At 62.6% G+C, this 25,920-nt stretch carries 20 protein-coding genes; 15 read left to right on the forward strand and 5 right to left on the reverse strand.

All coding sequences use genetic code 11. The annotated features are described in order from the left end of the window. Positions 1-194 precede the first annotated feature (194 nt). From QM649_RS05550 to QM649_RS05560, 3 genes are read left to right on the forward strand one after another with little or no spacing between them, the layout of a single operon-like run. Positions 195-1,169, forward strand: a complete 975-nt coding sequence (locus tag QM649_RS05550; RefSeq protein ID WP_415198026.1) for a glycosyltransferase family 2 protein — start codon at positions 195-197, stop codon at positions 1,167-1,169. Beyond that, positions 1,169-2,008, forward strand: a complete 840-nt coding sequence (locus QM649_RS05555) for a WecB/TagA/CpsF family glycosyltransferase (protein WP_415198027.1) — start codon at positions 1,169-1,171, stop codon at positions 2,006-2,008. Before QM649_RS05550 ends, QM649_RS05555 begins: the two co-directional genes overlap by 1 nt. 8 nt (positions 2,009-2,016) lie before the next feature. After that, positions 2,017-2,850 (forward strand): transaldolase, encoded by an 834-nt coding sequence (locus QM649_RS05560; RefSeq protein WP_415198028.1) that lies wholly within the window; start codon positions 2,017-2,019, stop codon positions 2,848-2,850. Here the strand turns inward: QM649_RS05560 and QM649_RS05565 are convergent. The 3 genes from QM649_RS05565 to QM649_RS05575 all read right to left on the reverse strand — a co-directional run bounded on the left by QM649_RS05565 (position 2,783) and on the right by QM649_RS05575 (position 5,122). After that, a complete protein-coding gene (locus QM649_RS05565; RefSeq protein WP_415198029.1) occupies positions 2,783-3,427 on the reverse strand; it encodes a D-glycero-alpha-D-manno-heptose-1,7-bisphosphate 7-phosphatase in 645 nt (214 codons plus the stop codon). The two genes, QM649_RS05560 and QM649_RS05565, sit on opposite strands and share 68 nt — an antisense overlap. Next, positions 3,382-4,026, reverse strand: a complete 645-nt coding sequence (locus QM649_RS05570; RefSeq protein WP_415198030.1) for an SIS domain-containing protein — start codon at positions 4,024-4,026, stop codon at positions 3,382-3,384. Before QM649_RS05570 ends, QM649_RS05565 begins: the two co-directional genes overlap by 46 nt. Before the next feature lie 64 nt (positions 4,027-4,090). Further along, a complete protein-coding gene (locus tag QM649_RS05575; protein ID WP_415198031.1) occupies positions 4,091-5,122 on the reverse strand; it encodes a glycosyltransferase family 2 protein in 1,032 nt (343 codons plus the stop codon). Positions 5,123-5,347: 225 nt separating this feature from the next. On the opposite strand from QM649_RS05575, the gene QM649_RS05580 reads away from it, so the two are divergent. Beyond that, a complete protein-coding gene (locus QM649_RS05580) occupies positions 5,348-7,831 on the forward strand; it encodes a transglycosylase SLT domain-containing protein (RefSeq protein ID WP_415198032.1) in 2,484 nt (827 codons plus the stop codon). A gap of 226 nt (positions 7,832-8,057) precedes the next feature. After that, positions 8,058-9,788 (forward strand): glycoside hydrolase family 30 protein, encoded by a 1,731-nt coding sequence (locus QM649_RS05585; RefSeq protein ID WP_415198033.1) that lies wholly within the window; start codon positions 8,058-8,060, stop codon positions 9,786-9,788. Positions 9,789-9,855: 67 nt separating this feature from the next. On the opposite strand, the gene poxB is transcribed toward QM649_RS05585, so the two are convergent. Both poxB and QM649_RS05595 read right to left on the reverse strand, forming a co-directional pair. After that, entirely contained in the window at positions 9,856-11,577 is a 1,722-nt protein-coding gene (poxB, locus tag QM649_RS05590) for a ubiquinone-dependent pyruvate dehydrogenase (RefSeq protein ID WP_415198034.1), read from the reverse strand. A 227-nt stretch (positions 11,578-11,804) separates the two neighbouring features. After that, positions 11,805-13,412, reverse strand: a complete 1,608-nt coding sequence (locus QM649_RS05595) for a S41 family peptidase (protein WP_415198035.1) — start codon at positions 13,410-13,412, stop codon at positions 11,805-11,807. A gap of 563 nt (positions 13,413-13,975) precedes the next feature. Here QM649_RS05595 and QM649_RS05600 point away from each other — a divergent pair. The 10 genes from QM649_RS05600 to QM649_RS05645 all read left to right on the forward strand — a co-directional run bounded on the left by QM649_RS05600 (position 13,976) and on the right by QM649_RS05645 (position 25,881). Next, complete coding sequence (locus QM649_RS05600) at positions 13,976-15,862, forward strand: peptidylprolyl isomerase (RefSeq protein ID WP_415198036.1); 1,887 nt, start codon at positions 13,976-13,978, stop codon at positions 15,860-15,862. A gap of 4 nt (positions 15,863-15,866) precedes the next feature. After that, the gene (locus tag QM649_RS05605; protein ID WP_415198037.1) at positions 15,867-17,078 is read left to right on the forward strand and encodes a 3'-5' exoribonuclease YhaM family protein; all 1,212 of its coding nucleotides are present in this window, start codon (positions 15,867-15,869) and stop codon (positions 17,076-17,078) included. A 173-nt stretch (positions 17,079-17,251) separates the two neighbouring features. Further along, positions 17,252-17,644, forward strand: coding sequence for an EVE domain-containing protein (locus QM649_RS05610; protein ID WP_415198038.1), 393 nt, complete (start codon positions 17,252-17,254; stop codon positions 17,642-17,644). A 179-nt stretch (positions 17,645-17,823) separates the two neighbouring features. Continuing rightward, positions 17,824-19,005 (forward strand): chorismate synthase, encoded by a 1,182-nt coding sequence (gene aroC / locus QM649_RS05615; protein ID WP_415198039.1) that lies wholly within the window; start codon positions 17,824-17,826, stop codon positions 19,003-19,005. Between the two features lie 11 nt (positions 19,006-19,016). Further along, entirely contained in the window at positions 19,017-19,526 is a 510-nt protein-coding gene (gene def / locus QM649_RS05620; protein WP_415198040.1) for a peptide deformylase, read from the forward strand. Positions 19,527-19,580: 54 nt separating this feature from the next. Continuing rightward, positions 19,581-20,540 carry a methionyl-tRNA formyltransferase gene (gene fmt, locus QM649_RS05625; RefSeq protein WP_415198062.1) on the forward strand — a complete coding sequence of 320 codons (960 nt, stop codon included), beginning with the start codon at positions 19,581-19,583 and terminating at the stop codon, positions 20,538-20,540. Further along, entirely contained in the window at positions 20,537-21,868 is a 1,332-nt protein-coding gene (gene rsmB, locus QM649_RS05630) for a 16S rRNA (cytosine(967)-C(5))-methyltransferase RsmB (RefSeq protein WP_415198041.1), read from the forward strand. Before fmt ends, rsmB begins: the two co-directional genes overlap by 4 nt. A 19-nt stretch (positions 21,869-21,887) precedes the next feature. Then, positions 21,888-22,865: a HEAT repeat domain-containing protein gene (locus tag QM649_RS05635; protein WP_415198042.1), complete on the forward strand. Its 978-nt coding sequence runs from the start codon at positions 21,888-21,890 to the stop codon at positions 22,863-22,865. 118 nt (positions 22,866-22,983) lie between these two features. Then, positions 22,984-23,694: a siderophore-interacting protein gene (locus QM649_RS05640; protein WP_415198043.1), complete on the forward strand. Its 711-nt coding sequence runs from the start codon at positions 22,984-22,986 to the stop codon at positions 23,692-23,694. Positions 23,695-24,030: 336 nt separating this feature from the next. After that, positions 24,031-25,881, forward strand: a complete 1,851-nt coding sequence (locus QM649_RS05645) for an ABC transporter ATP-binding protein (protein WP_415198044.1) — start codon at positions 24,031-24,033, stop codon at positions 25,879-25,881. Positions 25,882-25,920: the final 39 nt, after the last annotated feature.

Here is a 25,920-nt window from a genome sequence, read left to right on the forward strand (position 1 = left end):
CCCGTGCACTACCGGGCTCAGCGTGCGTGAAAATCACAGCAGTCAGGAAGAAACGTGGGTGAACGTAGCACGCAAAATTCGCAGGCCACAAATTACGTAAGTCAAATTACGGAAGTTATTGTGTCGCGAAGTTTGCGATTGACGCCGCGCGTGCTTCCGGCCAAAGCTTTCCGTGCTGTGGTTGGGAGGCTCCCATGCAGAGTGGCCAGCTCACCGTCGGTCTGCCCGTGCGAAACGCCATGCCGCTGCTGGCCGAGTGCATGCAGAGCCTCTTGGCGCAGAGTGATCCCAACTTTCACATCCTCGCCATCGTCGACGGCGGCAGTGACGAGAGCGGCGCTTACCTACGCTCTCTTCGTCATCCGCGCCTGCGTGTTATCGAACAGGAAGGGCAGGGCGTAGCCCGCACGCTCAATCGCATGCTGCTGGAGTGTGAGACTCCATGGCTTGTACGTCAGGATGCGGACGACATTGCCCATCCTCATCGGATAGCCCGCCTGCGCGATGCGATTGCACGACAACCGGACGCAGGCATGTTTTATTCCTTCGCGAACTATCATCCGCGAGGCCGCGCCATGGGCTGCTTCCGCAGCACGCGCGGCTCTCCGGAAGAGCTGCGTGCCATCGTCCGGTCAGGCTATCTGCTTGCGATCTGCCATTCGAGTGCTGCGCTGAATGTGCGGAGCACCCTGGCCTGCGGCGGCTATCGCATCGGCCTGCACAACGAAGATGCCGACCTGTGGTGGCGCATGGCTCTATGGACCGATGTCTGCTGCATTCCGGAAGTCCTTGTCGGATTTCGCCAGAATGCCGGCAGCGTCAGCTCACGCCATCTTGCCGAGCAGATGATTGCCGGTCTCTACGTGCAGTACCTTCTCCTCTCGCATCTCTCAAGGCGGGAGCCGCGTTCCATCGAGGCGGTGCGCGCCGCTCTCCAGCAATTGCTGCCGCAGCGGGAACGTGAGGCCAAGGAGCAACTGCGGATCTGCAATATGGCTCTCGCCGGCCGCGAGTTTCTGCGTGCAGGCCGTCATTTCGGTGCCTCCTGCCTGGCTTCACCCGGTTATGTGTGGCGGCGCATGCGCGATGAATACTTCACACCGCCGCGAATCGCCAACGGCCTTCCGCCGCACCTCTTTCACGAGCGCACGGAGCTGCTATGGTCCTGATGCAGCCTCCCGTAGCAAAGACCACACGCCCGCGCCGCGCGCAGGTGGGGCGTGTATTTGTCGATAGCTTCACACTCCCTGCGGCCGTCGACTGGGTGATGGCCGCGCTTCAGCGCCGCGAGCGTACGCCGCTGCTGATCATGGGGCCGAATGCGCAACTGGTGAACCTGGCTTCCCGGAACGAAGCCTTTGCCTCCGCGCTTCGCTCCGCCGATCTCTGTGTTCCCGATGGCATTTCGGTCGTGTGGGCTGCGCGCCTCCTCGGATGTCCGATGCCGGAGCGTGTCACCGGCGGCGATCTGATGGAAGCGCTATGCGCCGCATGTGCCAGGCAGAAGCGGAAGGTCTTCTTTCTCGGCGGTCTTCCCGGTGCGGCGGCGCGTTCCGCCACCATCCTGCAACAGCGTTATCCGGGCCTTGCGATCGCCGGCTGCTATTGTCCTCCTCTTCGATTCGAGACGGACCCAGAAGAGGTCGCGTTCATTCGCGCCATGCTTACCCACGCGCATCCCGATCTGCTCTGTGTCGCCTTTGGTGCTCCACGGCAGGAGATATGGATGCGAAAGCACTGTCTCACCCTGCCGATCGGGGCCGTCATCAGTGTGGGGGCGGCTCTCGACACCTGCGCCGGGCTGCGCAATCGCGCTCCTCGGTGGACGCACAATCTCGGCCTTGAGTGGCTCTATCGCCTGATTCGCGAACCGCGCCGCCTGGGACGCCGGTACCTGCTGGGCAATCCGCGCTTTGCTGCGACGATCCTCGTCCAGCTGTGGCGTCAGCGTGTTTGCCGTTACACCGTGCCATTCACCCGGAAGGGCGCATTCACCAAACGAACTTAGGAGGCTTTATGCCATTTACCGGTCAGCGTAGTATCCGTATCTTCTGCGATGCTGCGGATCTCGAAAGCATCCGTGTTCTCTCGGCGAATCCTCTGGTGCAGGGATTCACGACGAACCCGACGCTGATGCGCAAGGCCGGCATCAGCGATTACGAAGCTTTTGCCCGCGCCCTGCTTTGCTTGGTCCCACATCTTCCGGTCTCCTTCGAGGTATTCGCGGACGATGAGGCGGGCATGGAGGCGCAGGCTTACGCCATCGCGCAATGGTCTCCGAACGTGAACGTAAAGATTCCTGTTACAGATCGAGCCGGGCGATTCCTCGGCGCTCTCATTCGCCGTCTTGCGCTCGCCGGAATCACGGTGAACGTCACCGCGATTCTCACCCTCGACCAGGTGCACCGCGTTCTCGACGTGCTACCGCCTCAGGCCCCGGCCATTGTCTCCGTGTTCGCCGGACGCGTCGCGGACACTGGCATTGACCCTGTGCCGATGATGCGCCGCGCCGCGAACCTGCTCCATACTCACACCTGCGCGCAGCTGCTCTGGGCGAGTCCCCGCGAGGTCTTCAACCTGCATCAGGCTCGCGAAGCAGGCTGCGATATCGTCACCATGCCTCCGGATCTGCTCGCAAAGCTCTCGCTTGCAGGCAAGAGCCTGGAGCGGTATTCCCTTGAAACCGTCGAGATGTTTTTCCGCGATGCGCAGGCTGCCGAATACAGCATCGATATTTCCGCAATCTCATTGCCCGATTCACGCATCGACAGCACCGTGCTTATCAGCGGAGATCAGGTGCCACCCGCGCTGGCATCGCGAGGCCGCCGTTCAACACTCGATCCGTGGTAGTCCGCACGGTATCGTTATGCAGAATCAGCTTCGCCGCTTCGCCCAGATCGCGGGCGCGGGCATGAGGCTGCGGTTCGCAGGAATGGCCACTGCCCACGAAGATGGTGCGTGTGCCGGCAGCATGGCCACATGCTACGTCCGTGGCCCGGTCCCCGACCATCCAGGACTCGGCCAGGTGTAGATCGAAGCTGCGTCCGGCCATCAGCAGGAAATAAGGTGAGGGCTTTCGGCACAGGCACGTGCCTCCATATCCTCGAACGCCTTCAGGATGATGGAAACAATAGAAGCAGCCGGTGAAGGAAATACCGGCGCGCTTCATCTGCCGCATCAGCAGCCGATGAATGACCGCCGGATCGTCGATCTCGGCTTTGCCTTTTGCATAATTCGGCTGATTTGAGACCAGGAAAAGCAGGTAGCCTGCATGCGCCAACTGCCGTAGCGCTCGCGTCACGCCCGGTATCAAAGCAAACTGTGCAGGCCGAAGCGGCGCTTCGAACGCGCCGCTCTCCGGATTCCAGACATTATGGTTGATTACGCCGTCGCGATCGAGAAAGACCGCTCTCCGGAGACCATGCATGTCTTCTCCCATTGCGGCTCGTTCCGCTTGAGCTGCGGATGGTTCACCATGAGGTGCCACAGGTCGGCCTGCGCCGATTCGGCATGCGCCGTCACCGCGTTTTCAGAGACCGTAGGCACCAGGACGAAGGCATCAGCCACCCGCGCCGTATACCCGCCCTGCCGTCCAACGATGCCGACGATGCTCGCTCCCCGTTGCTGGCCGAGCCGCAGAGCCTCGATGATGTTCAGGCTCAGGCCCGCCTCTTCGTCACCGCCGCCCACAGAGAGCACGAAGAGCGTGTCGGACGCCCGCAGGCGGCTGCCTGTAAGCCAGCCGGCATAGGCGCGCAGCCAGCTTTCATCGTTGGCCCGCGCGGTCAGTTCGGCCACGTTATCCGAGACCGAGTACGCCTCAAAGCCCCCAATCTTGCGGAAATCTGCGGCCGCATGGCTGGCGTTTGCCGCGCTGCCGCCGACACCGAGGAAGAACAAACGGCCACCACGGTCGCGTGTCCGGTGAAGAACCTGGACGACCTCTTCAATCGCCTCGAGGCTCAGCAGGGCGCGAACCTGCTTTGACTCCTCGACGTAGTTCCGTGTGTATTCGCTGATCGGCATCGGGCGTCTCCTTCGCGGGTGGGGTAGGGGGATAGAAACTTTGGCCGGAACGCGACGCCGCACGTCAGGTCGGGAACGCGTGAGTTGCCGGAGGATGCGATGTTCGTGTCTGCAGACCTCGTGCCCGCCGGCGTAACCACTGCCTTGCGGTGTGGGGAATCAATAGAAATCCCGCGAGCAACAGCAGCGAACGTGCAGTCGGCTTCCCGTACGCAACGGACTCGCGCGCAATCTCCGTGTAAACCTTCCATCCTGCCCGGCTCTTCGCCGCTCGCGAGGCGCATTCCGTTGCCAGAAAGAACGAATACGCGCGCGGCGTGAAGCTACGCCGCATCTCGGTGGCCCATGCGCGCGAAAACTCCCAGTCCTGGCCGCGCCCTACGCTGGTGCGCCCATCTTCTACATGGAAGACGCTAAGCGCCTGGGGCATCATGTGAAAGCTCACGCCCGGCTGTCCCGCCGCCCGCAGCAGCCAGTCCCAGTCCTGATGACGGCGCAGGTGCGGACGGAAAGGCAGCGTGAGCATCAGTTCGCGTGGCATCAGCAGGGACGATGTCTGCATGTACCGTGCTCCGTCGACGAGTCGCCTGCGGCAGAAGAGGAACTCACTGATCGCCTCGCCTGGCCGAAGCACATGCTCCGGGGAGATCCACGCAAACGTGCTCCCTCGCACGACACTGCGGCATGAGACCACGGGGAAGGGAACGCGCGCTGCCCGCGCCGCTTCCATCTGCAACGCAAGCTTTTCCGGCATCCACTCGTCGTCGTCGTCCAAGAGTGCAATCCAGGGTGTGGTCGCAAGGCGCACTCCGATGTTTCGTGCTTGCGCCGCCCCTCTGCGCACCCAGAGCGGCGCCAGGTGCAGCCTCGGATCGGAGAATTCCGCCACCACAGCCTGGGTTTCGCCGCAGTCGTCGCCGTCCGAGACGACGATCACCTCCAGCTTGCGGTAGGTCTGCCGCACCACGCTGGCCAGGGCCCGCCGCAGCAGTTCGGGCCGTTGATGCGTGGGGATGATGACGGTGACATCCGCCTGGCTCGCAGGGATTGCGTGGGACGGTGTCGGCGCGGTCCGGTGGGGAATTGCCTGGATCATGGCTCGCTTCCTCGGAAACCGGCCCCAGCATAGCCCCGCAGATTCGCCCGATGAACACCGGCTCATGCCGTTCTTCATACTTTAGTAATTGGCGGTTCCGAATCAGAACTCCGGGTCTCCGGCATCGGCCATTGTCGAAGTTGGAAACCCGGCCCTCTTTGCAGAGGTTCTCCCGGGCAATTTCGGGTTGTGTTCGTCATAGAGTAGAGAGAGGAGTCGAACCACTTGGCAGCCGCGCAGTTCTCTCATCGCAACACCTGGATCAAGGCCACCGGCGGAGCGGCGCTGCTGCTCACGGCTACTCTCGCTCTCTCGCCCAGCCTGGGCGGGCAGACGACCTCTACCCACAAGAAGAAAGCCACGCATCCGGCTGCCTCCCAGTCGGGAAAAACGTCCGGAAAGTCTTCGGGCAAGAAGGCCTCGGCGCATGCTTCCAGTCATAGCCATGCCGCTGCGGTCCGGAAGGCAGCCACGCGCCGTCATCCGCGACATCCGCTGACTGCAGGGCAGATCGCCAAGAGCCGCAAACTCCAGCAGGCCTTCGTCGCCTCTACGCAGTTGCGCCCCATGGCCCAGCAGCTCTCGGTCATGCGCACGCCGGCCGCTTATGACGGTGTTGCCGCTTACGCCCATGCACACACGGGTGAAGCCGCGGCGGCAGCGTATCTTGCCGTCGGACACGCGTACCTGCTCGATCACAAGTATCCCGATGCCATCGCGGCTTTCACTTCCGCCAACCGCGTCGGCAATGCTCTCGACGACTACGCCGACTACCTCACCGCGCAGGCCTATCTGCAGAGCAACCAGCTGCCGCAGGCGGAGGCCATCCTCGACGGATTTACTGCAAAGCATCCGGACTCGATCTTCGTCGCGAGCATCCCGGTTCTGGAGGCGAATCTTTATATTCAGGAAGGCGATCCGCAGTCGGCGCTTCGTATCCTGAATGCCCAGCGCTCCGGCCCGCTCGCGGGCAAGGCGGATTTCCAGCTGGCGGACGCGAAGGCGCAGCTGATGGCCGGCAATGCCGCGCAGGCCACGCAGATCTTCCGCCACATCTATCAGAGCTACCCGCTTTCTTCTGAAGCGGCCGCCGCGCGTACGCAGCTCGCCTCATCGGGCGCGCTGACCTCGCTGCCCGCCTCCGAGCGGCGCAGCCACGCCGATGCCCTCTACGGCGCAGGCCGCTACGACCAGGCTGCGGAGGAGTACCGCTCTTTGGGCGATGACGCAAGTCTCGATGCCGCCGCGCGCAATGCCATGCTCGTCGCCGCCGCCTCCTGTGACTGGAAGCTCAAGCGGCTGAAGGCTGCCGATCTCGAGCGTCTGCCGGATACCTCCGACGAGGCTGGCGCGCGCCGCCAGTATCTGCTGATGGAGCTTGCCCGCGACAAGGACGACGGCGAGACGCAGCGCTCCATCGTCGAAAGCATGAAGGCTCGTTTCCCCTCAAGCTCGTGGCTGGCCGAGGCGCTCTATTCGAGCGGAAATATGTATCTTCTCCGCAAGGATTTCCCCACGGCCATCGGTTACTATTCCGAGCTGGCGCGCCGGTTCCCGAAGTCCTGCGAGTCGCCCCACGCGGGCGCCTGCTCGAACTATTCGCCCAGCGCGCATTGGCGCGCGGCGTGGCTCACTTATCGCCTGGGGGATTACGCCAGCGCCGCCCGGATGTTCGACGAGCAGATTGCGCAGTACGCAGGCGGCAAGGAAATTCCTTCAGCCCTCTACTGGCGTGCGCGCCTCTACGAGGACAACCATCAGTATCCCGAGGCGGCCAAGTACTATCGCACTCTAACGCGGGTCTATCGCCACTACTATTATGCGGCGCTGGCGCAGGATCACCTCGCACACCTTGTGCAGCTTGAGCCTTCACTCGCACTGCAGACGGCCTCCGCCAACGTGCCCGATGAGTCCTCCCATATTCCCAGCCTCGATGCGCTGCAGCCCGAGGACATTCCCGAGCTTTCGGATGATGTTCCCGATCAGGATCCACATCTCGTCAAAGCCAAGCTGCTCGCGAATGCCGGCCTCAATGAGTACATCCCGGCAGAGATTCGCGCCGCCGATGGCAGCGACTCCTGGGGAGCCTTTGCCGAGGCTGCGATTTATGAAGCGTATGGCGAGACCGCCCATGCCATGCGCCTGATGAAGCGCGCGGTGCCGTTCTACACCTCGGCGCCGATCGACTCGATGCCCATGGCCTACTGGCGCATCCTCTTTCCGCAGCCTTACTGGCAGAACATTCGGGAAGCCGCGGCTGCCAACGGGCTCGACCCCATCATGGTCGCAGCGCTCATCCGTCAGGAGACGGAGTTCAATCCGAACGCCGTTTCGAACAAGAGCGCATACGGCCTGATGCAGTTGCTGCCGAGCGTCGGCAAGGCGATGGCGCATGAAGAGGGTATGGGGCATTTCCGCACCGAGGATCTGCTCGACCCTGGCACGAATGTGCGCCTCGGGACACGCTACCTCAAGCAGACGCTCGACAAGTTCGGCGACAAGCCCGAATACGCGTTCGCCGCTTACAACGCAGGCGACAACCGTGTTCTCGACTGGCAGGCCAGCGGCCGGTACCGCGACATGGATGAGTTCGTTGAGTCCATCCCTTTTACGGAGACGCGCGAATACGTGCAGGCCATCATTCGCAACGAAGAGATTTACCGTGAGCTGGAAAAGGCTCCCGGTGGGCGCGGCGCGGCAAATCCATAACAGGCTTTAGTCCGTAGCAGGCTTCAATACGCGGCAGGCAATCCCACATTCCGGTACTCCTTGTTTGAGAGGAGTGCCGGTATGATCGAGGGAACCCTCGCCTTTCAGAAGGATCTCCGCGTTGCTCTGCCGTCGCCTGCTATACGTGTATTTATTGCCTGTATTCGCTTTTTTCGTCTTCCCCGGTCACTCTCTTGGCGCGAAATCCCTGCCTGAAACTTCACCTGTGCAGGAATATCTGACGACCGCGGACCGCTCCAGCGTGCTCACTCCGCAACCCGCCCTCGCGTTTGCTCCGGAGACCCCGGGGGATGCCGGTCCTGTCATCCGGATCGATCCGAAGCAGAGCTTCCAATCCATCGAGGGCTTCGGCTACACGCTCACCGGCGGCAGCGCGGATCTGCTCATGCAGATGTCTCCGGAGCGCCGGCATGCGCTGCTTGAGGAGCTCTTCGGGAAGCGCTCTGGCGACCTGAACATCTCCGAGCTGCGGCTCACCATCGGCGCATCGGACATGGTTCGCCAGCTCTACACGTATGACGACATGCCTTTCGGTCGCACAGACCCGGAGTTGCGGCATTTCAGCCTCGCACCGGACAGGCAATCGATCCTCCCGGTGATGCATGAGATCCTCGCCATCCGCCCGGATCTGCACATCATGGCTTCGCCGTGGACCTGTCCGTCATGGATGAAGAAGGGAATTTCGCACGGAAGCCGGGATTTCCTTTCCGGCGACAGCCGGCGCATTCTCATGGCTTTTCTCTTTCTGCTCGCGGGGCTGACTGTGACGGCATTGGCCGTTCGCGGGCGCAGATGGACGGCATCGGCGATCATCGTCGCAACGTCGCTTGTTGTGCTATTCACGGCGGAGTGCCTGCTGGGGCTGCTGTTTCTTCTCCGTGACCATCCTTTCCATCGCACGCATGGCCATGTCACCGGCGACTTCCTGAACGTGATGCAGGATGACGACATGTGGCCGAAGGGCCGCCTGAATCCTGTGTACATCGGTCGCGATGCGCAGATGGCCGGTGGCATGATTCACGTGCTCGCCGCGTACACGGCTTCGGTTCTCTGGCTGCATGCTTCGGACAACCACACCACACGTTCCGGTATGCTCGCGCCGCGCTATTACGATGCCTATGCCCGGTATCTCGTCCGCTATTTTCAGGCGATGCAGCAGGAAGGCATCCCCATCGAGTCGATGACGATCCAGAATGAGTCCGAGGAGAACTTCAACAATCCCAGCCTGGCCTGGAATGCTGAGCAGCAGCGTCTCTTCGTCGCCAACAGTCTCGGCCCTGAGCTTCAGCGTGCAGGCCTGAAGACGAGGATCATCATCTACGATCACAACGCCGACCATATCGCTTTCCCGGAGCACATACTCGCCGACCCGGCAGCAGCGCGCTTTATAGATGGATCGGCCTTTCACCTCTACGCGGGCTCACTCGAAAATCTGAGCAAGATGCACGAGGCGTATCCGGCCAAGAATATTTACTTCACGGAGCAAATGGTGATCGAGGACACGCGCAACGGCGTGCCGTGGCCTGCTACCGAGCCCATCCGTCGTATTGCGATCGGAGCTCTGCGTAACTGGAGCCGCGACCTGATTCTCTGGAATCTGGCTTCCGACTCCGAAGCCGGGCCGCACATCCTCGAAGGCGGATGTCGTACCTGTCTGGGAGCCATTACCATCGACGGCGACCATGTGGAACGCCATCTCGGCTACATCACCCTCGCACACGTCTCGCGCTTCGTGCCATCGGGATCGGTTGTCATCGCAAGTAATGACACGATGCCATCCGGTCTCGGGAATGTCGCTTTCCGCACACCGGATAGTGGCTATGCGCTGCTCGTCACCAATGAAGGCCCGGCGCAGGGCTTCCGCATCGTCTGCGAGGGAAGAGAAGTGCGCGCTACGCTTCCCCACAATGCCGCGGCAACCTTCACCTGGAACTAGCTCATTCTCCGAAGACAACGGCTGCAGATCGCCAAGATCTGCAGCCGTTGTCTTTGCAAATGCCTTTCTATCGGAACAGGTTTGTCTTCGCCAGATCGATCACCTCATCGCCGCGTCCGCTCATCACGGCGCGCAGCATGTAGAGGCTGAAGCCCATCGCTTCCTGTGCCGAGATGGTCGGCGGCATAGAGAGCTCCTGCCGGTTCACCAGCACATCCACCAGAGCCGGTCCGTTGTGCGCGAGCGCTCTGCGCAGCGCAGGCTCCAGCTCCTCGGGCGATTCGACGTGGATGCCAAGCACGCCTGTTGTCTCAGCCAGTGCGGCGAAATCCGGGTTCACCAGCTCCGTGCCGTAATCCACAAGGCCCGCAGCCTTCATCTCCAGTTCCACAAAGCCCAGTGAGTTGTTCTGGAAGACCACGATCTTCACGGGCAGATTGTGCTGACGCAGCGTGAGCAGATCGCCCAGCAGCATCGCGAGCCCGCCATCGCCGGAAAGGGAGATCACCTGCCGCCCCGGATAGGCGCCCTGCACCCCCAGCGCCTGCGGCAGCGCGTTTGCCATCGAGCCATGATTCAAAGAGCCCAGCATCCTGCGCTTGCCGTTCATCTTCAGATAGCGCGCGGCCCATACCGAGGGTGTGCCTACATCGAAGGTGAAGACCGCATCCTCCGCCGCGACCTGGTCGATGATCTTAGCCACGTATTGCGGATGGATCGGCTTCTTGTCCGGCTCGCCCACTGCCAGTTCGTCGAGACCGGTGCGTGCCTTGGCATAATGATCCCGGCATTTTTCGAGATAAGACGAATCGGCTTTGTCTTCGATCAGCGGGAGCAGCGCTTCGAGTGTTTCCTTCACCGTGCCGACCAGCCCCAGCGTCACCTCCGTGCGCCGCCCGATCTGCTCACCGCGCACATCCACCTGAAGGATCTTCGCCTTGGGCGGATAGAACTGCCGATAGGGAAAGTCCGTGCCGAGCATCAGCAGCGCATCGCAGTTCATCATTGCGTGATAGCCCGAGGAGAAGCCGAGCAGCCCGGTCATGCCTACGTCATACGGGTTGTCGTACTCGATGAATTCCTTGCCGCGCAGCGCATGCACGATCGGCGATTTCAGCTTTCCGGCGGCGGCCATCAGCACTGCATGCGCGCCCTCGCAGCCCGCACCACCCAGGATCGTGATTTTCTTTGCGTTGTTCAGTATCTCGGCGGCCTGCCGCAGCTCTGCCTGCGAGGGGCGCACCGAGGATTGCGACGCAAGGATGCCGAGTTCGAGCGCCGGAGACGGACATTTGCGCAGCGCCACGTCGCCCGAGAGCACGACCACGGCCACGCCTCGTTTTGTCAATGCCGTGCGCATGGCGATGCCCAGCACCGTCGGCATCTGTTCCACCTGAGTGATGACCCCGACGTAGTGGCTGCATTCCTTGAAGAGGTGCTCCGGGCTGGTCTCCTGGAAGTAATTCGAGCCGACTTCCTGGCTCGGAATCTGCGCCGCGATCGCCAGCACCGGCACGCGGCTGCGGTGGCAGTCGTAGAGGCCGTTGATCAGGTGCAGGTTGCCCGGACCGCAGCTGCCCGCGCAGACTGCAAGCTTGCCGGTCAGATGCGCCTCGGCTCCCGCTGCGAAGGCCGCCGACTCTTCATGGCGGACGTGCATCCAGTCGAGGCCCTTGGTGGTGCGGATCGTATTCGTGATCCCGTTCAGCGAATCGCCTGCCACGCCCCACACTCGCTCTACGCCTGCCTTGGCCAGCGTTTCTACCAGCACTTCAGCCACAATCGCCATCTCAAATCCTCTCGTCGCGCGGTCTCGATGCCCGCCCCGATACAGACTTGCGCCTTGGACCGGGAGCACACACTATTTCTATGGGATGTCGTGCGGAGCGCCGGCGTCTCTTGTGGCTCCTGCTTTCTGTGGCGAGATGCAGCAGTGTTCGTGCGACCGATAAAAGCAAAGGGCACGCATCGCGTCTGCGATGCGTGCCCCTTTTATGCCGGTTTTCGGCTTCGGTATTACTGCGTGGCCGAGTTCCGTGCTGTCTGCTTCGCCGCTGCATCCTTGAGCGCCGACTGTTCGAGTTGCTCGGCCTGCGGCATGTAGGTCAGCGCCTTGGCGATCATCGGATCCCAGTCCGCCATCAGGCGCAGCCGCTGCGTCTCGCCGAACTGCGTGCCGAAGAGATAAGCCTTGATGTTGGTCTTCAGCCAATCGTTTACGCTCGCCAGATCCTGGTCGGTGTAAGCGATGTTCTGCGCGGTCAGGAACTGCTTGAAGTCCGCCATCACCGCATCGTCCACCTGGAAATCCTTCGAGACCGTGTGGTTGATGTCGTAGTGCTTGGTGAAGTTGAAGAAGACATTGTGCGCAGCCAGCAGCTCCTGGAAGTGGTTGGCCTTGGGCGTCGTGATGTCGTCATCGGGCGTAATGCCGCCACCGCCGTAGACCGTCCGGCCCGAGTCCGTCAGCTTGACTTCGCGGTCCTTGTTGTTCTGTGGCGTGTTGTGGTTGAAGTAGTAGTCGTACAGCGAGACGCCGTTGTAGTTACGCTGGATCAGGCGGCCGCTCGGCGTGTAGTAGTGATAGGTCGTCAGCGCCAGTCCGGTGTTATCCGAGAGAGGATAGACCGTCTGCACCAGGCCCTTGCCGAAGGTGATCTCGCCGGTGATGATCGCGCGATCGTGATCCTGCAGCGCGCCCGAAACGATCTCCGCGGCGGAAGCGGTGTTGTGGTTCACCAGCACGACGACAGGGAACACGTGTCCGCCATTGCCATGCTGCGCGCGGTAGCTCTGTTCGGGATAGGCGCGTCCACGCTGCGAGACGATGATCTGTCCCTTGTTCAGCAGCTTGTCGCAGACCGAAACCGCCTCGGTCAGCAGGCCGCCGGGGTTGCCGCGCAGGTCGAGCAGCAGGCCCTTGATGTCGCCCGCCTGATCGATCGCGTCGGAGAATTCGCGTCCCGTCGTCTCCTGGAACTGCGTGATGTGGATGTAGAGCACGCCCGGCTTGATCTCGTACTTCAGATCGATCGAGGGATGCGAAATGTCATCGCGGACCAGGTCGAAGGTCAGCGGAGAAGCCGCGCCCTCGCGGGTGATGGTCAGGTGCACATGCGTGCCCTTCGGTCCCTTCAGCAGATCGGCCACCGCCGAGGTGTCCAGCCCATCCGTCGCCTTGCCGTCCACCGAAACGATGAGATCGCCCGGCCGGATGCCGGCCTTGAATGCCGGCGTTCCTTCCGACGGATACACCACGACAATTTTGTTGCTCTGCTGCTGGATCGTCATGCCCACGCCGAAGTAGCGGCCGTGCTGGTCCTCACGCATCTTTGCGTAAGCCTTCGGATCGTAGAAGTTCGAGTGTGGATCGAGAGTGTGCAGCATCGACGGGATCGCACCGTCGTAGATCACGTCGTCCGGCTTATCCCCGGTCAGAGGCTCGGCATAATTGTCCGAGACGACCTGGTACACGTCGGTAAACTTTTTGAGGCTGTCACGAAAAGCCGATTCGTCGGTCGAAGACTGCGCTCCCACCTTCTGGCTGATGAACATGCCCGCGACACCGCAGGCCGAAAAAAAGACGGTAAGGGAGAGAAGCGTGCGACGGGCGCGTGAAGACATTCTGGGAAGAATCCTCTGGCCCCCGGCCCCGGCAGGAGAAGGACTTACGGGAGCGCTCTAGGCCGAAGTATAGCACCGGGCCTACACGGGAATCCCGCACAGGCCCATATCCGCAGCTCGTCCGGTAGTGATATCGAAATCGGGATGGGACGCTGACCGGCGGTTTCGTCCCGAGGCCCCGAGGCAAAAGCCGGGGCTCTCATCCGGCGCATCCGTCCTTCGCCGGATTTTCTCGTCTCCGGTGCTTTCCTTATAGGGGCCCCGCAAGTCTCATCCTGTGGACGCCTGGGAACCCGGACGGCCATGATCCCGGCCTTGGCGCGTGCCGCCGGTCTCCGGCGGCACGCGCAGCTCCGCAGGCACAAACCACGGAATCCGCTCTAGTTGCGGCTTCTTCGCATGATTCTCTCCGGCTCGCTCGCCGCGTCGGCCGCACTTCCTCTTTCCCCGGTTCCGCCTCACTGGCGTTCATCAGGGCGGGTGTTTAGAATGACCACAAGCGCGGCCAGGATGGGTCAGGACTTATCGCTCCCCCGATGCCGCCGATCGAGACGTTCATACAGATGACCCTTCGCTTTCCGCCGCATCGAATTGCCTGCGCCGTGCTGGCCGCCAGCCTGGCTGTTCCCACTCTCCATCCCGCCTTCGCGCAGTCGAAGCAGCCCGCCCAGGATGCTTCGCCCTACCAGGGTGAGGTCGTCGAGGACGTAGTCGCGCGCGTCAATGACCAGGTCATCAGCCGCTCCGACTATGCGCGCGCCGAGCAGGATCTCGAAAATCAGGCTCGCCAGCAGAACTGGACCCAGCAGCAGCTCTTCGAGCAGAAGCACCAGCTGCTCCGCGATCTCATCGATCGCCAGCTCCTGCTCTCCAAGGCCAAGGAACTCGACATTACCGGCGACACCGAACTGGTCAAGCGCCTCGATGAGCTCCGCAAGCAGAACAACCTGCCCACGATGGAAGCCCTTCAGAAGGCCGCCGAAGACCAGGGTGTCTCGTGGGAAGACTTCAAGCAGAGCGAGCGCAACCAGATCATTGCGCAGCAGGTCATCCGTCAGGAAGTCGGCCAGCACGTCAATGTAACGCCCTCCGAGCTGCAGGCCTACTACAACGATCACAAGCAGGACTTCACCCAGCCCGAACAGGTGCAGGTGAGCGAGATTCTGATCCCCACGGCGAACCCGGACGACAGCACTCAGGTCGCGGCCGCGCAGAAGAAGGCTGACGACCTCGAAAGCCAGCTCAAGAGCGGCGGGAACTTCGCCACGCTGGCCAAGGCCAACTCCGGCGGTCCCACGGCGGCCCAGGGCGGCGAGCTGGGTGAGTTCAAGCGCGGAGCGCTCTTCCCGTCCTCCAAGGATCTCGAAGACAAGGTCTTCGCGCTCCAGGGCGGCCAGTTTACCGAGCCCATCCGCACCCGCCAGGGCTTTGCGATTCTCGAAGTTACGCAGCACACCCAGGCCGGCGTCCAGCCCTACAAGGACGTAGAGGCCCAGGTGGAAGATGCCGTAGGTATGGCCAAGATGGGTCCTGCCATGCGCGATTACCTCACGCACCTGCGTGAGGATGCCTACATCAACATCAAGAGCGGTTACGAAGACGCCGGCGCCAGCCCCAACGAGATGAAGCCGATCTTCAGCGCCTACCAGCCGCCGCAGCCTAAGAAGAAGAAGAAGGTGGTTCGCGCCCGTTATCATCAGGCGCATCCGCGCGGACGCAACGCAGCGGCCGCGGCGCAGGATACCGAGACCGCTTCGGCTCCTGAACCTTCCAACGTACCGGCCGGTACGCCTTCGCTCGCCGATGTGCCGCAGGGCAGTGCTCCTGCCGCCGCGGGTGCAGCAGCTTCGACTTCTGCCGCTTCTTCTACTGCCGCTGCCGCTCCGGCTGCCAACGGCAAGACGCGCAAGCAGCAGGAAGCCAGCGCCAAGGCCGCCGCGACCCAGAAAGCCGGCAAGAAGGAAAAGATCCGCTTCGGTCAGGCTCCGCGTGAGACCCTGCCCACGGCCGATACCAAGACCGAGGACGCAGGCGCAAATGCGGATACCAGCACCCAGGTCGCCCAGAATAACGGCTCGAACCTGAAGGTGGTCGGTCCCGATGGTACGGTCGCCCCTGAGCAGGCCGAGGCGAAGAAGACCAAGGGCCGCTACTCGAAGCACGTGTCCGGTCCGAAGGTGAAGAAGCCCGATCCGTTCGCCCCGGTTGCACCCTCCACGGAGGACGTCGCCAGCCGCCAGGAGCAGGGCAAGGCTCTCGGCCTGAACGGCGACACTACCAAGCAGAAGAAGGTCGACGACACCAAGACCGGTCCCAAGCGCCGTATGAAGGACCGCAAGAAGGACAGCGATCAGACCCAGACTCCGAGCCAGTCGCAGCAGCAGGCCCCCGCGCCTGCTGCCCAGCCGGCCTCCACCCCGGCGCCCGCCGCACCGGCGCCACAGAACTAGTCTGATGAAAGAACCATCTGTCGCCGAATTGGCGAAGTACGAGAACCGCACCATCTCCGCGTACTTCGCCGTTACGGCGAAACAGGTCCGCAGCAAGAAAGACGGGGCTCCTTACTTTTCTCTGACCCTCGCCGACCGTACCGGTCAGGCGGAGGGGGTGATGTGGGAGACCTCCGGCGCCGGTGAATTCTCTACCGGCGACATCGTCAAGGTCCACTGCCAGGTGGGGCGCTACCGCGACAAGATTCAGCTCACCCTCGACCGCATTCGTGTTGCCGAGCCGGGCGAGTACCAGCTCGCGGACTTCGTTCCCAGCACCACCTATAACGTCGACGACCTCTGGGCGCGCCTCAACGGCTACGTCTCGAGCTTCACCGATCCGCACCTCCACGCGCTGCTCCGCTCCTTCCTCGACGACCCGGAATTTGCCTCGGCCTTCCGTGATGCGCCCGCGGCCAAAGGCATGCACCATGCCTGGATCGGCGGACTCCTCGAACACGTGGTCTCGCTGCTCGGCATCGCCGACCTCGCCGCGCGGCACTATTCCGTCCATCGCGACCTGCTGCTGACCGGCGTGATTCTGCACGATATCGGCAAGCTCTACGAGCTGCGCTGGGGCACGACCTTCGATTACACGCTCGAAGGCCAACTCCTCGGCCACATCACCATCGGTGTCAATCTCGTGGATAAGCGCATCGACGCCATCCCGGGCTTTCCGCCCGCGCTGCGCGTCCTGGTCGATCACATCATCCTCAGCCACCACGGCAAGTACGAATTCGGTTCGCCCAAGCTGCCCATGATTCCCGAGGCGATCCTGCTCAACTTCCTCGACGACATGGACGCCAAGATGCAGACCATCCAGTCGGAGTTCGAGCGCAACATCGCCGCCGGCCGCGCCCCGGGCGAGATAACAGACTACGTTCGCTCCATGGAGCGTCCGCTGCTCGATACCCGGGCATTCCTGGCGAAGAGCGGTGTCCCCGTCGCCGCAGCTGGCGCTCTGCCCGTTGCTCCGACCATCGAGTTCGCGACGGAGCCCGAGGCATCACTCCCTGCGGTCGAAGAGGAATTCGTCGTTGAGGAAGCGGCCGAGGCGGTCGTGATCGCGACTGTGGTCGATCCGGAGGACGATGAAGTGGACGAACACCGTGCTCGCGCTTCGAACGAAAACTCCTCCCCCGAACCGCAATCCCAGTTCGGCCTCTTCGGATCCTGAAAAGCAGGGTGTAGGGGATAAAATCCGGGTGCCCCACGTCTCGATTCTGAGACGTGGGTATTCGCAGCGGAACGAAATGGGTGCCCCATCCAAGCTCCGCTTGGGTGGAAGGGATAAATCCGTCTATGCTCTCTCCTGAGCCTTATCCCCTGATCCCAATCGAGGAGAAACCCATGGACACCATCGCCGGCTACCTGCTCAAGACCGAGCCCTCTGTCTATTCCTTCGCTGATCTTCAGCGCGATGTCGAGACCACCTGGGACGGCGTTACTAACCCTGCCGCGGTGAAGTTTCTCCGGGAGATGAAGAAGGGGGCGAAGTGCGTCATCTATCACACCGGCGATGAGCGCACCGCCATCGGCACAGCCACGGTGCTGTCCGTCGATCCCACCGATTCCAGGGCGCCGATCGTCCGTATCAAGGTCGGCAAGCCGGTAAAGACGCCCCACAGCCTCGCTGAAATCAAGGCCAATCCGATCTTTACGCAGTCGCCGCTGGTCACGCAGAGCCGCCTCTCGGTTGTGCCCCTAAATGAGGCGCAGTGGGACTGGCTCACGCTCTCGTAGCGGATTGTCAGCTCGACCGAAGCGGAGGGATCTGCGGCTCCCACCTCCTGCGCGGGTGAGACAGTTCGATGAGGACTTCCCGTCCTCCAGCTTCTAATACAATGAAAAGTCAGGCGTCTTGAGCCGCGGCGTATCGCTGCGGCCGGCCCGTTTTTGCAGATCGGACGGTACAGGGAAGAATGCTGCGTTTTTCAACCGCCGGGGAATCCCACGGCGAGAGCCTCATTGCATTGGTTTCGGGCATGCCTGCGGGCGTTCCCATTGATGGCGCGCGCGTCAACCGCGAACTCTGGCGTCGCCAGCAGGGCTACGGCCGCGGCGGCCGCATGCGCATCGAGCAGGACACCGCGCAGTTTCTCTCCGGCGTGCGCCACGGCAAAACCATCGGCTCGCCCATTGCCATCGAGATCGAGAACCGCGACTGGAAGAACTGGACCGAGATCCTGCCCGTCGAGACCGGTGACCCGTCGAAGCACAAGGCCGTCGCCTCGCCGCGCCCGGGTCACGCCGATCTGGCCGGAGCCCTGAAGTACGATTTTCCCGACGCTCGCTACGTGCTCGAGCGCGCCTCTGCCCGTGAGACCACCTCGCGCGTGGCTGCTGGCGCTGTCGCCAGGGCTCTGTTGCTCGAACTCGGCATCGACCTCGCCAGCCACATCGTCCGCGTTGGAGGCGCTGAGCTCTCGCGCCCCGCAACCTGGGATGAGATCAGCGCGCTGCGTGAGAAGAACGAAGTCCTGCTCAACTGCGTGGATGAAGAATCCGAAGCCCGCATGAAGGCCGAGGTCGACATCGCCCTGCGCACCGGCGACTCCGTCGGCGGCATCTTCGAGGTCGTCATTCACGGCGCGCCTGCGGGCGTGGGCACCTGCGCTAACTGGGACGAACGCCTTGACGGCATCCTCGCGCAGGCCGTCATGTCGCTCCAGGCCGTAAAGGCTGTCGAGATCGGACGCGGTGTGACCGCCGCAGCCTCCATGGGCTCGACCGTGCATGACTCCATCGGCTACGCCGAATCGCTCGCCGAAGGCGCACATACGCGCTTCACCCGCGATCACAACAACGCAGGCGGCATCGAGGGGGGCATTTCGAATGGCGAAGACATCGTTGTCCGCGGTTACCTCAAGCCCATCTCCACGCTGCGCCGTCCGCTCGGCTCGGTGAAATTCGATGGACGCGAGCTGACGAAGGCAGCGTATGAACGCAGCGACGTTTGTGCGGTGCCGGCTGCGGGTGTCGCGGCCGAGGCCATGGTCGCGCTCGCCTTCGGCAAGCTTGTTCTTGAGAAGTTTGGCGGCGATTCGCTCCGCGAGATCAAGCGTAACTATGACGGTTACATTGACCAGATCCGGGCGTACTAAGGGAGACCGCGATGATCAGACCAATCGTGAAGTATCCTGACCCGATTCTGGAGCGCCCCACCGAGCGTGTTACCGAGTTCAACGACGAACTGCGCCAGCTCGTCAACGACATGTTCGAATCGATGTACGACGCCAAGGGCATCGGCCTGGCTGCGCCGCAAATCGGCGTCTCGAAGCGCATCACTGTCATCGATCTCAGCTTCAAGGAAGATCCCGAAGACAAGATCGTTCTCATCAATCCGGAAATCATCCATCGCGAAGGCAAGCAGCACGAGGAAGAAGGCTGCCTGAGCCTGCCGGACATCCGCGAGAAGGTGACCCGCGCTGCGAAGGTGACCGTGAAGGCGCAGGACGTGAATGGCGAGTGGTTCGAGATTGACGGCGAAGAGCTGCTGGCCCGCGCCTTCCAGCACGAGATCGATCACCTCGACGGCGTGCTCTTCTTCCGCCGCGTGAGCGCGCTCAAGCGTGACCTCATGCTGCGTCGCATCCGCAAGTTGCAGCGGGCAGGGGACTGGTAGACGCCGGTCCTGCTCTGTTTTCTTGCTTAACCAGTGAAATATTCGAGGCGAATGATGAAATTCGTATTCTGCGGCACCCCATCCTTCGCCGTTCCCACGCTCGAGGCCGTGCTGCGCGCCGGCCACGAGCCGTTGCTCGTCGTCACCCAGCCGGATCGCCCCGTGGGCCGCAAGCAGGAGATGGTTGCACCCCCGGTCAAGGTGACCGCACTCGCGCACGGTATTCCCGTCGTTCAGCCTGAAAAGATCAAGACCAACGCCGAGTTCCGCGCGCAGCTGGAAGCACTCAGGCCGGACGTGATCCTCGTCGTCGCCTATGGCCGCATCATCCCGAAGTGGATGCTCGACCTTCCACCGCATGGCAACATCAACCTGCATGGATCGCTGCTGCCGAAATACCGCGGGGCCGCGCCCATCCAATGGGCCGTCGCCGACGGCGAGCCGATCACCGGCAATACTACTATGCGCATCGATGAAGGCCTCGATACGGGCGATATGCTTCTCCAGCGCGAGCTGACTATCGCTCCGGACATGACCTCGGAAGATCTCTTCCCGCGCCTCGCTGCCATGGGTGCGGATCTGATGGTCGAAACGCTGGCAGGTCTTGAAGCCGGCGCGCTGCCGCCGCGTCCTCAGGATCACGCGCTCGCATCGCACGCGCCGATTCTCACGCGGGAAGACGGCCGCATGAATTTCCTGCAGCCTGCAATGGCACTCTACAACCGATGGCGCGGCTTCCAGCCCTGGCCCGGCGCGTGGACCACGCTCGAAGGCAAGAAGCTCATCGTGCACCGCCTCATGCCGCATGACGCTGGCGCCATCCCAGCGAGTCACGCTAATCCCGGCGAGCTGCGCGTTGAACAGGGGCGCCTCTTTGCCGCATGCGGAGAACACACCTGGCTCGAACTGGTCGAAGTGCAGCTCGAAGGGAAGCGCCGCGTCGCTGCGGCGGAATTCCTTCGTGGGCATTCGCTCGACGGCGTAAGGCTCGGCCACATTGCGGGTGAACCATGATCGCTCCCGCCCGCTCCATCGCATTCGAAATCCTCCTGCATGTAACCGATACGGATACAAATTCGCACAGTGACGAATTGCTCCGCGACCCGCAGGTGAATGCCCTGTCCCAGCAGGATCGCGCCCTGGCTACGACGATGGTGCTTGGCACACTTCGCTGGCAGCTTCAGCTCGATGCGCGCATCCGCCCGCTGCTCGCGCGTCCGGATACGAAGCTTTCTCCGGGCGCGGAGACGGCGCTTCGTCTCGGCGCATTCCAGCTTCTGCACCTCGATCGCATCCCCCCGCACGCCGCTATCGGCGAAAGCGTGGAGCTCACCAGGCGTGCCGGCGAACACTTCGCCACCGGGCTGGTGAACGCTGTGCTGCGTAAGCTCGCCAAGTCTCCCAGGGTGGATGCAGCGCCTGCATCCCTCGCGGCAGAGTATGCGCATCCCGCATGGCTCGCCGAGAGCTGGATTCGCAATTACGGCGAGCCTGCCGCCCGTGCTATCTGTGCCTTCGATCAGCAGCCCGCGCCGGTTACGATTCGTCTTGTCCATCCCGAGGCGGAAGCCTCACTCGTAGAAGCAGGCATCGAGCTTGCTCCCGGCAGCTTTCTCGCGGCTGCACGTCGCGTGGTGGGTGGCGATGTTGCCCGCACACAGGCTTTCCGCAATGGCTGGATCCGCATCCAGGACGAAGGTTCGCAGCTCGTCGCAGAGCTGGCAGGGCAGGGAAGCCGCATCCTCGACACGTGCGCTGCGCCGGGCGGCAAGACCGCCATTCTCGCTGAGCGCAGTCCTGAAGCAGACATCACCGCTGCGGATATCAACCGCCGCCGCCTCGATGCCATGCGTCGCAACCTCACCGCTCTCGGTGACCGCATCCATTTCGTCACGCAGGATGCCGCGAGCATGACGCTCGCACCTGAGCACGATCTCATCCTCTGCGATGTTCCATGCAGCGGTACCGGCACCATCGCGCGCAATCCTGAAATCCGTCTCCGTCTCGCAGCCGATGACCTCACACGTCACAGCGAGCGCCAGCGTCGCATTCTTGCTGCCGCACTCGGAGGCCTTGCGCCGGGCGGACGCCTCATCTACTCAACCTGCTCCCTGGAGCCGGAAGAAAACGAGCAGGTCGTCGAAGCGGTTCTCGCCGCGCGCCCCGGCTTTACCTGCGTACCTGTCTCAGCTGAGCTTGCAGCGCTTGCCGTGAGCGGTCGCGTCCACGAAGAAGGCTCCGCGAAGCTTGCCGCGCACGCGCTCCGCGATGGCTACCTCCGCACCCTCCCCGGTATTCTCGATTGCGACGGATTCTTCGCCGCCATCCTGACTCAGTCTTAACCCGGGAGCGATCCTTCACATGGCAAAGAAACGGATGGAGCAGGACCTGGAAGCTCTTGATGCCGTTGTCGCTCTGCCACTTGAAGCTCGCATCGAGCCGCTCCGCGCGGCTCTCCGCCATCGCAATAATTTTGTCGTCGCCCGTGCCGCGAAGCTGGTCGAGCAGGCGCCCCTGCCTGCGCTGATTCCCGAGCTGCTCACCGCGTATGACCGCTTCTTTGCGGATCCCGTAAAGACCGATCCGCAGTGCTGGGCCAAGAATGCTCTCGTACATGCGCTCGCCGCGCTCGATCATCAGGAGGCCGAGCCCTACCTGCGCGGCGTTGTGCATCGCCAGTTCGAGCCGGTGTGGGGCGGCCAGTCCGATACCGCGTCCACCCTGCGCTCGCACTGCCTCTTCGCGCTCATACCCTGCCGCGAACTCTCCGAGCCTACGCTGCTGCGCCACTTCATCACTGCGTTGGCGGACCCCATCCCCACCGTGCGTGCCAGCGCCGCACGCGCCATTGCACAGCTTGAAAGTTCTAGCGCCTCACTGCTGTTGCGTCTGCGCGCAGAGGTGGCCGGCCTCGCCGCGGAGAAAGAGGAGGCCGAAGCACTTGGCGCCTGCTATAGCGGCGTGCTTGCTATCGAAGGCCATTCCGCCATCGCGTGGGTCGCAAAGTTTCTTGTGCGCGAGGATGATGCCGCTGCCGAAGCAGCGCTCGCCCTTGCGGGTACGCGCGCCCCTGAGGCCGTCTCGCCGCTGCGTGCTGCTTTCGCCCGCGTGGGCGATCCGTGGTTCGCATCCGTCCTGCTCTCCGCGCTCGCTCTCACCCGCCAGCCGGAAGCTGCGCAGTTCCTTCTCGCGCAGATCGAGGCGGAATCCTATTACGCCGAGCAGGCAGTCGAGGCTCTCCTGCGCGCTTCCCCTGCTCCGGAATTGCTCGAGCAGCTCACGCGGTTGGTGCAGGGAAATACGCGTCTTCAACGCGTCCTCGACCGGGAACGCGGCTGATTCCGCCTGATTCTCACCCTGCTGCGCAAAATGAATCATCGTGGTTGGTCGTTCTTTCATCCAATTCTGTGTGACGGAACATTCCACCGACTCTTCTCTCTCCCCAACGATCGAGCGCATGCGCCTCGATCTTGTGCGTCGCCAGCTCGTCGTGCAGCATGTCGAAAAGCTCTCGCCGCGTATGATTCGCATCTCCGTCGGCGGTCCGGAGCTCGCAGGATTCAACAGTCCATCGCCCGACGACCATATCAAGATCTTCTTTCCCGGTCCCGATGGACAACCGATAGGCCGCGACTTCACGCCGCGCAGATACGACCCCGCCGCAGGCAGGCTCGATATCGATTTCGCCTTGCATGAAGGTGGCATCGCTTCCGCATGGGCAGAGCATGCGCGTCCGGGCGATACGCTCTTCATGGGCGGTCCTCGCGGATCGAGCGTGGTGCGCGCCCCGGGAGCGTGGTGGCTGCTCATCGGCGACGAGACGGCGCTGCCCTCGATCGGACGCCGCCTCGAAGAGTTCGAAGCGGGTACAAAGGTTCTCACATTAACCGCGGTCGCAGAAGCCACTGAGCGACTCATCTGGTCGACACCCGCTGATCTCGCAGAGCACTGGGTCTATCGCGCAGACCCGGCCGATCCTGCTCCGCTGCTCGAAGCCGTGCGTAAGCTCGAATTGCCCGCAGGCCCAGGCTTCATATGGGTCGCGGCTGAGACGGAAGTCTCTCGCGCCATCCGCCAGCATCTGCTGGAAGAACGCCATCATTCCGAGGCGTGGATCAAGACCTCCGGCTACTGGACTGCAGGCAGCGCGGGAACAGGCAGCAAGTAAGAGCGTCGGCGAGATGGACACCCCATCATGTGTCCGTCTCGCGATAAAAACGGTTCGCTCGCAAAATATGCCGCGCCGTGAAACAAAACTCTGCTAACATGCAGAAATCTACTCTGCGAAAGGGAGGCACCGTGATGGATAAGATGATTCATTTCGTTACGCCCGGCGATCTGACTGCGCTGCGGCCCATGGTCCTTCCTCCAGTCTCGCGCAGCTAAGACTTCTCCTTTCTTCAAACTGCTCGCGGGCGTGGCGTTGGCCTTAACCGCTCCGTTCTTTTTCCTGTCGCCGTCGGGGTTTCTCCGCGGCCTCTCTGTCTCTCTATAGGTGTTTTTTATGAGTCAACGTTCCAGCCAGAACGCGATTCGGGAAGTTCTCACATTTTTGCTGCGCCATTGGCGACGTGAGTGGCCATATGTGCTCTGGGTTGCCGGCTGCATGCTCACGGCCACAGTGGCCGATCTCTTCATGCCAATCTACTCCGGCCGGCTGGTCGATGCGCTTGCCTCGCATCCCGCCTCACGCGCGATGGCTTTGTTCACTGCAGGCCGATCCATCGGCATGATGCTCTTTCTCGGTGTCTCGCTCGCATTGCTGCGTTATGCGGGCATGGCGGGGATTATCCGGCTCTCGCTGCGCCTCATGACGCGCTTCTCCGGGGAAGCCTTCTGGCGCGTGCAGCGCTTCTCCACCGATTGGCATGCGAACAACTTCGCCGGAGCCATCGTGCGCCGCATCACGCGCGGCATGTGGGCGGTCGACATGCTCGACGACATCCTGCTGCTCGATCTGTTGCCCGCGCTCGTCGTGCTCATCGGTGCATCGTTCCTGCTCGGATGGCGCTGGCCCGTGATGGGCGCTCTGGTTGGTGCGGGCGCTGTCGCGTACATCACCATCTCCATCGTGCTCTCGGTCTACTACGTCTCGCCGGCGTCGCGTCTCTCGAACGCGCAGGATACGCGCATCGGCGCGGCCATGGCCGACTCCATCACTTGCAACACGGTGGTGAAGTCCTTCGGTGCCGAGCAGCGCGAAGACGCGCGGCTGGGTCGCGTGCTCGACAAGTGGAAGAACCGCACCGCACGGTCATGGATCTTCGCTACTCGCAACGGCGCCGCGCAGCAGCTGCTCTTGCAGGCGTTGCGTACGGTGGTGCTTTCCTGCGCGGTGTGGCTGTGGTGGAAGGGACGCGCAACAGCGGGCGATCTCACCTTCGTGCTCACGAGTTACTTCATCGTGCATGGCTATCTGCGTGACATCGGGCAGCACGTGCGCAACTTGCAGCGCTCCGCCAATGACATGGAGGAGATGGTGCAGTTCTATGCGCGTCCGCTGGGCATCGAGGATCATCCGAATGCCGCGCCGATTCGCCTGCGCGAAGGAGAGATCGTCTACGACAACGTCACCTTCCGTTATGCAGGTCAGGAGGAGCCACTATTCCGCGATTTCTCGCTGCGTATTCGTGCAGGCGAGCGCATCGGTCTCGTGGGACATTCCGGCTCGGGCAAGACGACCTTCGTGAAGCTGCTGCATCGTCTCTATGACGTCGATAGCGGCAGCATCCGCGTCGATGGGCAGAACACCGCCAATGTCACGCAGGAGTCGCTGCGTGCGCAGATGGCGCTGGTGCCGCAGGAGCCGATCCTCTTCCATCGCACGCTCGCGGAGAACATCGCCTACGGGCGTCCGGGTGCGCCGATGCATGAGGTCGAAGCTGCCGCACGCCTCGCCAATGCGCACGAGTTCATCGCCCGTCAGCCGAAGGGCTACCAGACGCTGGTGGGCGAGCGCGGTGTGAAGCTCTCCGGTGGTGAACGTCAGCGAGTGGCACTGGCACGCGCGTTCCTCGCAAACACGCCGGTGCTCGTTCTCGATGAAGCGACCTCGAGTCTCGACTCTGAGTCTGAGGCGCTGATTCAGGAAGCGATGGAGCGGCTCATGGCCGGGAGAACAAGCATCGTAATCGCACACCGTCTCTCCACCGTGCGCATGCTCGATCGCATTCTGGTCTTCGAGAGAGGCAGGATCATCGAGGAGGGCACGCACGAAGAGCTGGTGCGCCGTGTCGGCGGCACCTACCAGCGGCTCTTCGAGCGCCAGGCTCTCGGTCTGGTCGTGGACAGCGAGGAAAGAGAGGAAGTCGATGAAGAGGAGACGGACTTCAACGATGAAGCCGTAGCCTACTGAGGCTAAGCGGTCTGGTCGCTGTGCGAGCGATCAGGCCGC

This window comes from Silvibacterium sp. (genome assembly GCF_047605705.1).
In the GTDB taxonomy this organism is placed as follows: domain Bacteria; phylum Acidobacteriota; class Terriglobia; order Terriglobales; family Acidobacteriaceae; genus Silvibacterium.